At 66.8% G+C, this 13,429-nt stretch carries 13 protein-coding genes; 7 read left to right on the top strand and 6 right to left on the bottom strand.

The annotated features are described in order from the left end of the window. Positions 1-3: 3 nt before the first annotated feature. Positions 4-810, bottom strand: a complete 807-nt coding sequence (locus WFK98_RS07670) for an SH3 domain-containing protein (RefSeq protein ID WP_336799819.1) — start codon at positions 808-810, stop codon at positions 4-6. Further along, entirely contained in the window at positions 807-1,256 is a 450-nt protein-coding gene (locus WFK98_RS07665; RefSeq protein WP_336799818.1) for a VOC family protein, read from the bottom strand. The genes WFK98_RS07670 and WFK98_RS07665 overlap by 4 nt, the downstream gene beginning before the upstream one ends. Before the next feature lie 677 nt (positions 1,257-1,933). On the opposite strand from WFK98_RS07665, the gene rplM reads away from it, so the two are divergent. The 4 genes from rplM to gfa all read left to right on the top strand — a co-directional run bounded on the left by rplM (position 1,934) and on the right by gfa (position 4,742). Then, positions 1,934-2,398, top strand: coding sequence for a 50S ribosomal protein L13 (rplM, locus tag WFK98_RS07660; protein ID WP_266337423.1), 465 nt, complete (start codon positions 1,934-1,936; stop codon positions 2,396-2,398). Between the two features lie 2 nt (positions 2,399-2,400). Continuing rightward, positions 2,401-2,871, top strand: a complete 471-nt coding sequence (gene rpsI / locus WFK98_RS07655) for a 30S ribosomal protein S9 (RefSeq protein WP_266337422.1) — start codon at positions 2,401-2,403, stop codon at positions 2,869-2,871. A gap of 155 nt (positions 2,872-3,026) precedes the next feature. Then, positions 3,027-3,977 (top strand): N-acetyl-gamma-glutamyl-phosphate reductase, encoded by a 951-nt coding sequence (gene argC / locus WFK98_RS07650; RefSeq protein ID WP_336799817.1) that lies wholly within the window; start codon positions 3,027-3,029, stop codon positions 3,975-3,977. A gap of 189 nt (positions 3,978-4,166) precedes the next feature. Then, on the top strand, positions 4,167-4,742 hold the full coding sequence (gene gfa / locus WFK98_RS07645; protein WP_336799816.1) for an S-(hydroxymethyl)glutathione synthase: 576 nt from the start codon (positions 4,167-4,169) through the stop codon (positions 4,740-4,742). Positions 4,743-4,757: 15 nt separating this feature from the next. Here gfa and WFK98_RS07640 read toward each other — a convergent pair whose 3' ends face one another. From WFK98_RS07640 to WFK98_RS07630, 3 genes are read right to left on the bottom strand one after another with little or no spacing between them, the layout of a single operon-like run. Further along, positions 4,758-5,894, bottom strand: a complete 1,137-nt coding sequence (locus WFK98_RS07640; protein WP_420909608.1) for an NAD(P)/FAD-dependent oxidoreductase — start codon at positions 5,892-5,894, stop codon at positions 4,758-4,760. A gap of 56 nt (positions 5,895-5,950) precedes the next feature. Continuing rightward, positions 5,951-6,712, bottom strand: coding sequence for a pseudouridine synthase (locus tag WFK98_RS07635; protein WP_336799815.1), 762 nt, complete (start codon positions 6,710-6,712; stop codon positions 5,951-5,953). Next, the gene (locus tag WFK98_RS07630; protein WP_336799814.1) at positions 6,709-7,626 is read right to left on the bottom strand and encodes a class I SAM-dependent methyltransferase; all 918 of its coding nucleotides are present in this window, start codon (positions 7,624-7,626) and stop codon (positions 6,709-6,711) included. The genes WFK98_RS07635 and WFK98_RS07630 overlap by 4 nt, the downstream gene beginning before the upstream one ends. Positions 7,627-7,728: 102 nt before the next feature. On the opposite strand from WFK98_RS07630, the gene recG reads away from it, so the two are divergent. The 3 genes from recG (at position 7,729) to WFK98_RS07615 (ending at position 12,622) form a co-directional block, all read left to right on the top strand. After that, positions 7,729-9,837 (top strand): ATP-dependent DNA helicase RecG, encoded by a 2,109-nt coding sequence (gene recG / locus WFK98_RS07625; RefSeq protein WP_336799813.1) that lies wholly within the window; start codon positions 7,729-7,731, stop codon positions 9,835-9,837. 122 nt (positions 9,838-9,959) lie between these two features. After that, on the top strand, positions 9,960-11,696 hold the full coding sequence (locus WFK98_RS07620; RefSeq protein ID WP_336799812.1) for a chloride channel protein: 1,737 nt from the start codon (positions 9,960-9,962) through the stop codon (positions 11,694-11,696). A gap of 128 nt (positions 11,697-11,824) precedes the next feature. After that, the gene (locus WFK98_RS07615) at positions 11,825-12,622 is read left to right on the top strand and encodes an outer membrane protein (protein WP_266337414.1); all 798 of its coding nucleotides are present in this window, start codon (positions 11,825-11,827) and stop codon (positions 12,620-12,622) included. Positions 12,623-12,684: 62 nt separating this feature from the next. Here WFK98_RS07615 and WFK98_RS07610 read toward each other — a convergent pair whose 3' ends face one another. Further along, on the bottom strand, positions 12,685-13,419 hold the full coding sequence (locus WFK98_RS07610; protein ID WP_266337413.1) for a DUF502 domain-containing protein: 735 nt from the start codon (positions 13,417-13,419) through the stop codon (positions 12,685-12,687). Positions 13,420-13,429: the final 10 nt, after the last annotated feature.

Genomic DNA, 13,429 nt, shown 5'->3' with positions numbered 1-13,429 from the left:
GCGTCAGAGACCGGGCACAACCACGGCGGTGACCATCCACTTACCGTCGACCTTGCCGTAGCAGACGCTGGTCGCCTGGAAGCCGAGCGAGATGTCATTGGTCGAGTAGCCGATCTTGCCGGACGGCAGCGCCACGGAATACCAGTCGGCATCGCCATCCTCGCCATCGACCGAGCCCTCGACGAACGGCACGATGGTGCCGGCCGGCAGCTTCACCAGCACGGCAGAAGTCTCGGAAGGCTTTTCGTGGAACTCGGTATCTTCCGACAGGATCCAGAGATTGCCGGACGGCACGCCGGCGGCATCCGCCACGGCGATCGCCTTGTCGCGGTCGAAGATCGGCTCGGCCGGCGAGCAGATGGCGCCGCCCGCCGTCTTGGAATGGCCGATCGTTCCCGAATCGAGCGCATTGCCAAACAGGTCGACGACCAGCCCGTCGAGATCCTCGCGGCTGTAGTCGACATCGCCCGTCGCCGTCAGCGTCGCGGCCTCGTCGAGCCGCTGGTCGCCCGGATGCTTCTCCGGGTCCGGCAGCGCCGCCGGCGGGGTCGCGTCGGGAAATCCGATCATCGGCGAATAGATCTTCACCTCCGGCGCGGCATTGGCCTTGAGCGTGCCGACGTCGCCGGTGGAGATCGCCGTCTTCAGCGTTTCGACGAGCGCCTTCAGCTCGGCGTCGTCCGTTCCCGTGGTGTCATAGGTGACGGTGACCGCCTCATAGGGCTTGACCTGGTTGGCCGGATCCTCGGCGGCGAAGGCGGCCGAACCGAAAAGGGCGACGAACGCGCAACTGCAAAGAAGATGCTTCATGACTGGGGCCCTGGCAGTGCGAGGCGACCGGCCTCATCAAACGGGAAGAAGGGATTGTAGGCCACCTCCCAGAGATGGCCGTCCAGATCGGAAAAATACCCGGAATAGCCGCCCCAGAACACTTTGGTGGCCGGCTTCATGATGCGCGCGCCGCAATTCTCGGCATGCGCCAGCGCCGCATCGACCTCGGCTTCGCTCTCCACATTATGCGCCAGCGTCACGCCGCGAAAACCGTCGCCGGCCGGCGAGACATTCGCGTCGTCGGCAAGGGCGTTGCGCTGGAAAAGAGCCAGCACCACGCCGGAAAGCTGGAAGAACACGATCTCTTCCTGGCTCACTGCCGAAGCCTGCCAGCCAAGCGATTCGTAGAATGCCCGTGCCTTCTGCACGTTGGCGACACCGAGCGTCACAATGCTGAGCCTTGGTGCGAGGCCTACATCCGTCATCTGGTCTTCCCCGTCACGATACGGCCGGCAGCATAGCCGATCAGCCCGCCGGGTACAGGGTCCGTTCTCCGTCATTCACCGCACAGCAGCATGACGGCGTGACGTTCGCGCGGCCGGTGGCCGGCCCCTTCGGTCAACCAGCTCCGCCACGCGACAATCCGCCCGACCGGCACCGTCCCGCCTGGACGGCGCCGGATGGAGCGGGAAGCCCGCCTCCCCGCTACGTCGTCGCGAGAATGAAGGCGCCGGTCGCGCCCAGCAGCACCAGCAACACGATCCACTTCACCAGCGGATGCTTCCAGACCGTCCACATGATCCAATCCCCCAAAAGCCTTGCGAGCCGACGCGGCTCACCCCGAACCATCCCATAGCACGCTTCGCGATGGCGGCTGCGACCCCTCGCCGGCTATCCTCCGACTTCACGCATTTCGGGTGCCCGCCACGCTCATCCGCGATAGATTGAGCCCGCTTGGACGGCGCAAATGGATCGCGCTATAGGGTAAAATAATACCATATACGCAAACCATTGATATCAAACGTCTATTTCAAACATCGACTTTTTAGCGATGCTTGACGGAATCCGTGCTCCAAGCTAAACACCGGCCACGAACGACAGGACCACGCGTCCTGTTGCCGCTAATCCTGCCCGCGAAGGGCACGAGAAAACGAGTTCAACAATGAGCACCATTTCCACCAAGCCGGCGGATGTCGAGAAGAAGTGGATTCTGATCGACGCTGAAGGGCTGGTCGTTGGCCGTCTCGCCGTCGTCGTGGCGAACCGCCTTCGCGGCAAGCACAAGGCCAGCTTCACCCCGCATGTCGACGACGGCGACAACGTCATCGTCATCAATGCCGACAAGGTCGTCTTCACCGGCGCCAAGTACACCGACAAGCGGTACTACTGGCACACCGGCTACATCGGCGGCATCAAGGAGCGCAGCCCGCGCCAGATCATCGAGGGCAAGTTCCCCGAGCGCGTTCTGGAGAAGGCCATCGAGCGCATGATCCCCGAGGGTCCGCTCGGCCGTCGCCAGCTCAAGAACCTGCGCGTCTATGCCGGCTCGGAGCATCCGCATGAAGCCCAGCAGCCGGAAGTGCTGGACGTCGGCGCCCTGAATGCCAAGAACAAGAGGATTGCCTGAACATGGCTGATCTCCAGTCCCTCCAGGACCTCGCCGTCATCTCGACCGAGAACGCGGCTCCTGTCCATGTGCAGAAGCTTGACGCCCAGGGCCGCGCCTACGCGACCGGCAAGCGCAAGAACGCCATTGCCCGCGTCTGGATCAAGCCGGGCACCGGCAAGATCACCGTGAACGGCAAGGAATACCGCGGCTACTTCGCTCGCCCGGTTCTGCAGATGCTCGTCCAGCAGCCGATCGGCGTTGCCTCGCGTACCGACCAGTACGACATCAACGCGACGGTCGCCGGCGGCGGTCTGTCCGGCCAGGCCGGCGCGCTCCGTCACGGCATCTCGAAGGCTCTGACCTATTACGAGCCCGAGCTGCGCACCGTCCTCAAGAAGGGCGGCTTCCTGACCCGCGACAGCCGCGTCGTCGAGCGCAAGAAGTACGGCCACGCCAAGGCCCGCCGCAGCTTCCAGTTCTCGAAGCGCTAATCAGCGTCCTCGCGACGTTTTCGAAAGGGCGCTTCGGGCAACCGCAGCGCCCTTTTTCTATGCGGTCCTGCTTCATCGCAGGGTCATGCTGACGCGACATCCTTGCGGGTGGCGCTGAAGCCCCCATCTTCTGGTGCCTGAACGGAGGCAAGCCCATGGTATCCAAGGTCTTCATCGACGGCGAAGCCGGCACGACGGGTCTGCAGATCCGTCAGCGCCTGGAAGGCCGCGACGACATCCAGCTTTTGTCGATCGCGCCCGAGCGTCGCAAGGAGACGGCGGCCAGGGCAGAGCTGCTGAACGGCGCCGACGCCGTCATCCTCTGCCTGCCGGATGCCGCGGCCAGGGAAGCCGTCAGCCTCATCGACAATCCGGCGGTCAAGGTGATCGACGCGTCGACCGCCTACCGGACGGCTGCCGACTGGACCTATGGCTTTGCCGAGCTGGACAAGGCGCAGCGGGCGAAGATCGCCGGCTCGACGCGGATCTCCAACCCGGGCTGCTACGCGACCGGCGCCATCGCGCTACTGCGGCCGCTGGTGTCGGCAGGTCTCCTGCCCGGCTCCTGGCCGGTGACAATCAACGCCGTCTCGGGCTATTCCGGCGGCGGCAAGTCGATGATCGCCGAGTTCGAGGATCCGAACGCGCCGAACTACACGCACGAGAATTTCCGCATCTATGCGCTGCCGTTGCAGCACAAGCATGTTCCGGAAATCCAGAAGCACGGCCAGCTTGAGCTGCGCCCGATCTTCGCGCCCTCCGTCGGCCGCTATGCGCAGGGCATGATCGTCGAGATCCCGCTGCATCTGGACCTGATCCCCGGCAAGCCGTCGCTGGCCGCGCTGAACGAGGCGCTTTCCGCCCACTATGCCGGCGAGCGCTTCGTCACCGTCGCTAGCCTCGCGGAATCGGGCGCCATGACAGGCCTCGATCCCGAAGGGCTGAACAGCACCAACCGGATGAAGCTCTTCACCTTCGGCACCGAAGGCGCCGGTCAGGCGCGCCTCGTCGCCCTGCTCGACAATCTCGGCAAGGGAGCCTCGGGCGCCGCCGTGCAGAACCTGAACCTGGTTCTCGGCCTCGACGAGGCGAGCGGCCTCAGCTAGGTCGGCCTCACTGGACGACACTTCAACGGCCATGTCGCGGAGCTTCGACCCCCGGCATGGCCGTTTTCGTCTGCGCGCCCGCGCATGCAATTCTTCGCGGGCCGACAGCCAACCCGTTTCCTTGACGCTACGTCAGCGCTACCTTGCTCGAACCGGATCCTCCGGCAAGAACGAACGAGGGAGCCTGAAATGCCTGCCACGGTCCTTCTGCACCCCGCCATCGATCACGGCCTCCGCAAGGGCGCGGACGATTTCGCCGGCGGAACGCTGGTCTGCCACTGTCTCGACAAGCCGGTGAAGGTCGAGATCAAGGGCCAGGTCGCCCACAACCATGCCTGTGGCTGCACCCAGTGCTGGAAGCCCGAGGGCGCCATTGTCTCGATCGTCGCTGTCGCGCCGACCGCCAATGTCCGCGTGGCGGAGAACGGCGACAAGCTCGCCATCGTCAATCCGGCCGCCACCATCCTGCGCCATGCCTGCAAGGTCTGCGGCGTGCACATGCACGGGCCGGTCGAGAAGGATCATGCCTTCAAGGGCCTGACCTTCGTCCACACCGAACTTTCGCGCGAGGAAGGCTGGCAGGCGCCGCAGTTCGGCGCCTTCATCTCGTCGCTGATCGAGGGAGGCGTGAAGCCGGACCGCATGGGCGCGGTGCGCGCGCGCATCCGTGAACTCGGCCTCGAACCCTATGACTGCCTGTCGCCGCCGCTGATGGACGCGCTGGCGATCTTCGCGGCGAAGAAATCCGGAGTTCTCGCCGAATGAATGAAAAGGGGCAGGCTAGACCGCCTGCCCCGCCACCCAGCCGGACGACCAGGCCCACTGGAAATTGTACCCGCCGAGCCAGCCCGTGACATCGACGACCTCGCCGATGAAATGGAGGCCCGGAACCGCCTTCGCCGCCATCGTCTTCGGGTCCAGTTCGTCGGTGTCGACGCCGCCGAGGGTCACTTCGGCGGTGCGGTAGCCCTCGGAGCCCAGTGGCTTGACGCGCCAGGCGTTGGTCGCCGCCTCGACGCGGCGCAGCGCCTTGTCGGAAAAGTCGGCGAGGTTGGCCGGCCCCTGCTCCGCCTCGGCGATCAGCTGCGCCAGCCGTTTCGGCAACAGCGTCGCGAGAACGGTCTGCAGCGCCTGCTTGCCGCGCTCCGCCTTCGCCGCCTTCAGCGTTGCGAATACGTCGATACCGGGCAGCATGGAGAGCGTGATCTCGTCGCCCTCCCGCCAATAGGACGAGATCTGCAGGATCGCAGGCCCGGAAAGGCCGCGATGGGTGAAGAGCATCGCCTCGGCGAAACGCGTCTTGCCATGCTGGGCGACGGCGTCAACGGCGATGCCGGAAAGCGGCTCCAGGCGCGCCAATGTCGCCGGGTCGAAGGTGAGCGGCACCAGGCCGGGCCGCGTCTCGACCAGCTTCAGGCCAAACTGGCTGGCGATTTCGTAGCCGAAGCCGGTGGCACCCATCTTCGGGATCGACTTGCCGCCGGTGGCGATCACCAGCGATTTGCAGACGACGTCGCCGGTCGAAAGCGCCACGCGGAAGCCGCCATCGACGCGGTGCTCGACGCGCTTGATCTCGGTGCCCAGCCGCAGCTCGACTCCATGGCGCAGCATCTCGGCAACCAGCATCTCGATGATCTGCTTGGCCGAGCCGTCGCAGAAGAGCTGGCCCAGCGTCTTCTCGTGATAGGCGATGCCGTAGCGCTCGACGAGGGCGATGAAATCGCGCTGCGTGTAGCGCGACAGCGCCGAGATGGCGAAGCGCGGATTCTTCGAGATGAAGTTTTTCGCCGACGCGTTGATGTTGGTGAAGTTGCAGCGGCCGCCGCCGGAAATGCGGATCTTGTCGCCGGCCGAGGGCGAATGGTCGACGATGGCGACGGAGCGGCCGCGCTTGCCCGCCTCGATGGCGCACATCATGCCGGCGGCTCCGGCGCCGAGCACGACGACGTCGTAGAATTTCGAACCGGGAAGGGTCACGCCGAGGCTCCGAACACCGCGTCGATGTCGGCGGCGGTCAGAAGACGGTACGAGCCGGCTTCCAGATCAGCCGGCAGGTCGAGCAGGCCGATGCGGTCGCGATGCAGCGCCACGACATGGTTGCCGACGGCGGCGAACATGCGGCGGACCTGATGATAGCGGCCCTCATGCAGGGTCAGCGTCGCCTGCTTCGGGCCGGCGCTCTCCATCTCGGCCGGCAGCAGCGGCTTGTCCTCGCCCTCGAGCATCAGCCCACCGGCCGCAAACAGCGCCGCCTCGTCGCCATTGAGCGGCCGGTCGAGCGTCACCTGGTAGCGCTTGGGCACATGGTGGCGCGGCGAAATGATGCGATGGAGCAGCGCGCCGTCATCGGTCATCAGCAGCAGGCCCGACGTCTCCTTGTCGAGACGGCCGACGGTGGAGATGACGGGATCGCGGCGGCGCCAGCGTTCCGGAAGCAGCGAATAGATCAGCGCGCCGGTTTCCTTGTGCGAGCAGGTGACGCCGAGCGGCTTGTGGATCATCAGCGCCATGCCGGGCGGCGGATCGAGCGGTTCGCCCGCCACCGTCATGCGAGTGGCGAGGTCGGGCTTCACATAGACGTGCTGGGCCGGATCGGTCTCCGCCTCGCCATCGAGAATGACGCGGCCGCCCTGGATCAGGCCCTGCACCTCGCGCCGCGAACCATAGCCGAGATTTGCGAGCAGCCGGTCGAGCCGGGCCGTCGGGAAGCTTGCCTTGCCGCCGGACTTGCTCATTTGCGTGCCTCGTAGATCTTGAAGCCTTCCGCTTCGGCAACCAGGTCGGCCCGGGCGAACAGCGTCTTCAGATGGTCCTCATACGGCAGGTGCCGGTTCGCCGTCAGCCAGAGGCGGCCACCCTTGCGCCGGCTCTCGGCGGCGCGCCGGACGAAGGCCTGGCCGAGCGAGCGGTCCTCGGCGCCGCCGTCATGGAAGGGCGGGTTCATGACGATGAAATCGAGGTTCTCCGGGATCGTTCCCGCCTTGCGAACGTCCGCCCACGTCATCGTGGCGCGCGGGTCGGTGACGTTCCTCGCCGCCGCCTCGACGGCGCGCCGGTCGATATCGACCATGGCAAGCGATTCGACGGTCGACATCTCCATCACGGCGCGCGCCAGATATCCGACGCCGCAACCGAGATCGGCGCCGCGGCCGGAAAGCTGCGGCAGATGCTTCAGGAGCAGCGCGCTGCCGGGATCGACGCGGTTCCACGAGAACACGCCCGGCTGCGACCAGAGCCCGGTCTCCTCCACCAGCCGCATCGAGCCTTCCGCGATCGCTTCGGCGAGACGGGAGAGGTCCTCCGGCCGCGGCCCGACAAGGACGCGGTGATGGCGGAGCGCGGTCTCGCTCATCTCGCAACCGAAGGCCTTCAGCTCCTTGGCGAGCCGGGAGCCGCCCTTGTCCTTCGGCGCCATCACGGTCAGCTGGGCGCCGGGCCGCAACGCGCGCAGCGCCAGCGCGATGTCGTGCCGGCGCTCGATCGTGCCGGGCGGCGCCAGCATCACCATGCCGGCGAGCGAACCCTCCGCGCAGCGTTCGAGCGCCGCGCTCCCCGGCATCAGCGGCGAAAACTGGACGGCCTCGCGCGGCAAGTCCGCCAGCTCTGCCGGTGGGTTGCCATAGACGCCGGTGGTTGCTTCCTGATTCATCGGTCTCTCACGCACAATTTGTGCTGTTCCTACCCTGCCCTCCGCCATGGCGAAAGGTTGCCAGAACGTTCTAATCTCCCGGCCGAGGAGAATCATGCCGCGATGCGTCCCGAAATCCTGAATCCGCTGTTCCGCCCCGTCACCAGCCTGGCCGGGGTCGGCCCGAAGATCGGCGAGGCGATGGGGCGCCTACTCGTCGGCGGCGACGCGCCGGAACCGCCCCGCGTCGCGGACCTGCTGCTGCATATCCCCGTCGGCCTGATCGACCGCCGCAACCAGCCCGGCATCGCGCTGTCGCCGGAAGGCGCCATCGTCACGCTCGAAGTCCGCATCGACCGCCACATGCCGGCGCCGCGCGGCAACCGGCGCGTGCCCTATCGGGTCATGGCGCATGACGACACGGGCGAGATCGCGCTCGTCTTCTTCCGCAGCGACAACAGCTTCCTCGAACGCACCATGCCGGTCGGCGAGACGCGTTTCGTCAGCGGCAAGGTCGAATGGTTCAACGGCCGGCCGCAAATGGTCCATCCCGACCATATCGTCGACCGCGAGGCGTTCGAACAGCTGCCGATGGTCGAGCCGGTCTATCCGATGACCGCCGGCTTGGCGCGCAAGACGCTTGGCCGCGCCTTGCGCGGGGCGCTCGACAGCCTGCCCGAACTGCCGGAATGGCTCGACCCCACCTTGATGTCGCGCCAACGCTGGGCCGCCTTCAAGCCGACGCTCGAAACCGTGCACACGCCGGCGACGCCGGCCGAGCTGGCGCCGGAGGGGCCGGCGATCAGCCGCCTCGCCTATGACGAATTCCTCGCCAACCAGCTGGCGCTGATGCTGACGCGCGCCAATCTGCGCCGCGCCGCCGGACGCGCGCGGGTCGGCGACGGACGAATGCGCCGCGCCATCACCGCCGCCCTGCCCTTTTCGCTCACCGGCAGCCAGCAGGCGGCGATCGCCGATATCGAAAAGGATCTCGCCTCCGGCGAACGGATGCTGCGGCTGCTGCAGGGCGACGTCGGCTCCGGCAAGACCATGGTCGGGCTGATGGCCGCGGCGATCGTCATCGAAGCCGGCAGCCAGGCGGCGCTGATGGCCCCGACCGAGTTGCTGGCCCGCCAGCACGCCAAGACGCTGCAGCCGCTTGCCGATGCCGCCGGCATCCGCATGGCGATCCTCACCGGCCGAGAGAAGGGCAAGGAGCGGGCCGAGATCCTCGCCGGACTGGATGACGGCTGCATCGATCTCGTTGTCGGCACCCATGCCGTGTTCCAGGCCGGGGTCGAGTTCCACGACCTTGCGCTGGCGATCGTCGACGAGCAGCACCGCTTCGGCGTGCATCAGCGCCTCGCCCTTTCCGCCAAGGGCGCCGCCACCGACATCCTCGTGATGACGGCGACGCCGATCCCGCGCACGCTGGTGCTGACCGCCTTCGGCGACATGGACGTGTCGAAACTGCCCGACAAGCCGGCCGGCCGCCAGCCGATCGAAACCCGCACCGTGCCGCTGGAGCGCCTCGACCAGGTGGTGGAGCGCATCCGCGCCGCCATCGCCGAGGGCGCCAAGGCCTATTGGGTCTGCCCGCTGGTCGAGGAATCGGAAGAGGTCGACGCCGCCGCCGCGCAGGATCGCTTCGTCGATCTGCAGGCCGCGCTCGGACCCGTCGTCGGCCTCGTCCATGGCCGGATGAAGGCGGCCGAGAAGGACGAGGCGATGAAGCGCTTCCAGCGCGGCGAAACCCGCATCCTCGTCGCCACCACGGTGATCGAGGTCGGCGTCGACGTGCCGGACGCGACCATCATGGTGATCGAGCACGCCGAGCGCTTCGGCCTCGCCCAGTTGCACCAGCTGCGCGGCCGCGTCGGACGCGGCTCGAAAGCGTCGACCTGCCTGCTGCTCTACAAGGGTCCGCTCGGCGAAGTGGCGCATGATCGCCTCGCCATCATGCGCGACACCGAGGACGGCTTCCGCATCGCCGAGGAGGACCTGCGCCTGCGCGGCGAAGGCGAACTGCTCGGCACGCGCCAGTCGGGTACGCCGGGCTTCAAGATCGCCCGCTTCGAGCATCATGCAAACCTGCTCGAGATCGCCCGCGACGATGCGCGCCTGATCGTCGAGAAGGATCCGGCGCTGCAATCGCCGCGCGGCAAGGCGCTGCAGCTTCTGCTCTATCTCTTCGGCCGCGACGAGGCGATCAAGCTGCTGCGCGCCGGCTGAAGCCGTTTGGCAGCGTGATTGTGACATCAAGCGTGCGTATCAACGGGCGCGCGGCTATCAACGGACGTCATCACCGAGAAATCCCGACGGACATGGGACTTTCCACCCTCCCCGAACGAGCCATGAGCCGCGCACGCGCCCTGATCCGCACGCGCGAACCGTCGCTGCTGATCGTCGCGGCGCTGATCGGCAGCCTCGCGGGCATTGCGGTGACGGTGATGAGCCGGCTGGCGCAATGGCTGCACGTCCTCCTGTTCGATATCGCGCCGGACGGCTATCTCAGCGCCTCGGCGATGATCTCTCCGCCCTGGCGCGCCGCCGCCACGGCCGGCGGCGGCCTGCTGCTGGGCGCGCTCTACCTTCTGTTCTTCCGCCGCGCCCGCCAGATCGTCGACCCGATCGAGGCCAATGCGCTGCACGGCGGACGCATGTCTCTACGCGACAGCCTGCGCGTCGCAGTGGAAGCCATCATCTCCAACGGCTCCGGCGCCTCGGTGGGCCTCGAGGCCGGCTATACCCAGGTCGGCAGCGCCATCGCCTCGCGCCTGGGCCAGCGGCTGCACCTTCGTCGCACGGACCTGCGCACCGTCGTCGGCTGCGGCGCCGCCGGCGCCATCGCGGCTGCCTTCAGCGCGCCGCTGACCGGCGCCTTCTACGGCTTCGAGCTGATCATCGGCGTCTATACGGTGGCGAACATCGCGCCGGTGATGACCGCCTCGATCGCCGGGTTCCTCGTGGCGCAGGGCCTCGGCGCCGCGGCCTACTCGATCGAGGTGCCGAACGCGCTGACGATGCATGCGGCCGACTATCCGCCCTATCTCGTTCTGGGCGTCGTCGCCGGCTTCGCCGCCATCGGCATCATGCGGCTGGTGACGCTGGTCGAACTGGCCTTCCAGAAGAGCCGTCTTCCCCGGGCCATTCGCCCGGCGGTCGGCGGCGCCATCATCGGCGCGCTCGCCCTCTACAGCCCGCAGGTGCTCGCCGCCGGCCATGGCGCCATGCACCTCAACCTGGTCGAGGTCGTGCCGGTCGGTCTGCTGCTGACAGTCCTGGCGCTCAAGATCGCCGGCGTGTCGATCTCGCTCGGATCCGGCTTTCGCGGAGGCATGTTCTTCGCCTCGCTGTTCCTCGGCGTCATCGTCGGCAAGCTGTTCGCCATGCTGGTGACCTGGCTGGCGCCCTCGGCCGGGGTCGACCCCATCGCCGCCGCCATCGTCGGCATGAGCGCGCTTGGCGTCGGCATCGTCGGCGGCCCGCTCACCATGACCTTCCTGGCGTTGGAGGCGACCGGCGACCTCGCCATCACCGGCATCGTGCTGGCCGCCTCGATCCTCTCGGCGATCACCGTGCGCGAATTCTTCGGCTATTCGTTCTCAACCTGGCGCCTGCACCTGCGCGGCGAGACGATCCGCAGCGCCATCGACGTCGGCTGGTTGCGCGGCCTGACCGTCGGGCGGATGATGCGAACCGACGTGCGCAGCGTACTCGCGACCATGCCCGTCGACGCCTTCCGCAGCCTGTTCCCGCTCGGCTCGACCCAGCGCGTCATCGTCACCGACACGAGCGGGCGCTATGCCGGCATCATCCTGGTGGCCGAGATCCATTCGACGCCGCTGCCCGACGAAGCCGAGGACGCGACGATCCATCCCTTCTGCCGACAACCCGACAAGATGCTGTTTCCGAACATGAGCGCGCAGACGGCGGCCAAGGTGTTCGACGAGGCCGAGAGCGAAGAACTGGTCGTCGTCGACGACGCGTCCAGCCGGCACGTCGTCGGCCTGCTGACAGAGGCGCATCTGTTCCGGCGCTATGCCGAAGAGCTGGACAAGGCCCGCCGGAGCCTGGCCGGCGAGGGCTGACCCGGCCTCATGTCGCCTGAAATATTTCGTCAACCATATGATATTGCCAGCGATTCAGTTGCGCAGATGCAACAGCATTTTGAATGAGTTTCGCTAGGGTTGGTTCACACAATTGCTGGGAACCCGCCATGACCGCCTCCAAGCTCGCCCTGCTCGCCACGACGCTGCTCGTCGCCTCGCCCGCGCTGGCCGCCGACCTCACCTATGAGCCGGCAGCGGCGCCGGTGGCAGCGGCCGCCCCGTTCTCCTGGACCGGCTTCTACATCGGTCTCAACGCCGGCTATGGCTGGGGCGACATCGACACCACCGAAAACTCGATGACCACCACCGGCCGGCTCGTCGGCATCGGCCAGGGCACCTTCAATCCCGCCCAGACCTTCCCGGGCGCGGACAGCTCGTCCAGCGTCGACGGCATCCTCGGCGGCGCGCAGATCGGCTACAACTACCAGGTGGACAGCTGGGTGTTCGGCGCGGAGGCCGATTATCAGGCCGCTGACCTGAAGACCTCGTCCAGCTTCCTCGGTTCGGTGCAGGGCCCCTACTACCAGACCTCGGCCGAGCTGCAGTCGTTCGGCACGCTGCGCGCCCGCGTCGGCTACGCCATCGACAACGTCCTGATCTACGGCACCGGCGGTCTCGCCGTCGGCCAGGCCAAGGCCGGCCTCAGCGTCCAGGGCGGCGTTCCCGGCGCCTTCACCGGACCGGAATTCTCGCAGTCGAACAGCAAGACCATGGTCGGCTACGCCATCGGCGCCGGCGCGGAATGGGCGATCGCCCACAGCAACTGGTCGGTCAAGGCGGAATACCTCTACACCGACTTCGGCTCGAAGACGTTCGACTTCGATTTCGGCGCCGGCGACAAGGCCTCGAGCCGCGGCGACGTGTCGGCCAGCATCGTCCGCGCAGGTCTCAACTACCGCTTCTGATCGCGGAGCGATCCAAACAAGGAGGGCCCGGTCATCGACCGGGCCCTCCTTTGTTTCTGCAATCAACCGCCGGATCGCCTTGTCAGCACGGGAGCCGGCGGATCGACCGGCACGCGGTCCGGTGGCTCGTAATCAGGGGCGACGAGCCCGGCCGAAATGACGAGCTTCGCCGCCTCTTCCACCGTCATGTCGAGCTCGATCAGTTCGGAGCGCCGGACAAACATCATGAAGCCGGCCGTCGGCGCCGGCGTTGGCGGCAGGAAGACGGTGACCCATTCCTCGCCATTCTCACTGATCCGCTGGCGGATCTCGCCCTTGGTCTCCGTCGCGATGAAGACGATCGACCACACACCCTTTCGCGGGAATTCGAACAGCGCCGCCTTCTGGAACGACTTGCCGCCCTTGCCGGACAGCACCGTTTCGAACAACTGCTTCAGCGCGCTGTAGAGATTGCGCACGAGCGGCGTGTGGTTCAGCAGCTGCTCGCCGAAGCGGACAAGCGAGCGGCCGACGAAATTCGCCGTCAGGAAACCGAGCAGCGTCAGCGCCACCACAGCGACGAACACGCCGAAGCCGGGCACGGAAAACGGCAGATAGGCGTCCGGGCTGTATTCTAGCGGAATGACCGGCTTCACCCAGCCGTCGATCCATTTGATCAGCGACCAGGTCAGGTAGATCGTGATCGAGATCGGCGCCGCGATGACGAGGCCGGTAAGGAAGTAGTTTCGCAGCCGCTTGATCAGCCGACTGCCGCCCGTCTCGCCGACCGGAGGGAGTTGAGGATCCTGAAGGCTCATTCCACCGCCC

The organism is Kaistia sp. MMO-174 (assembly GCF_037147815.1).
In the GTDB taxonomy this organism is placed as follows: Bacteria; Pseudomonadota; Alphaproteobacteria; order Rhizobiales; family Kaistiaceae; genus Kaistia; species Kaistia nematophila.
The sequence above is the reverse complement of the archived record's forward strand: the minus strand, read 5'-3'. Positions and strand labels throughout refer to the sequence as shown.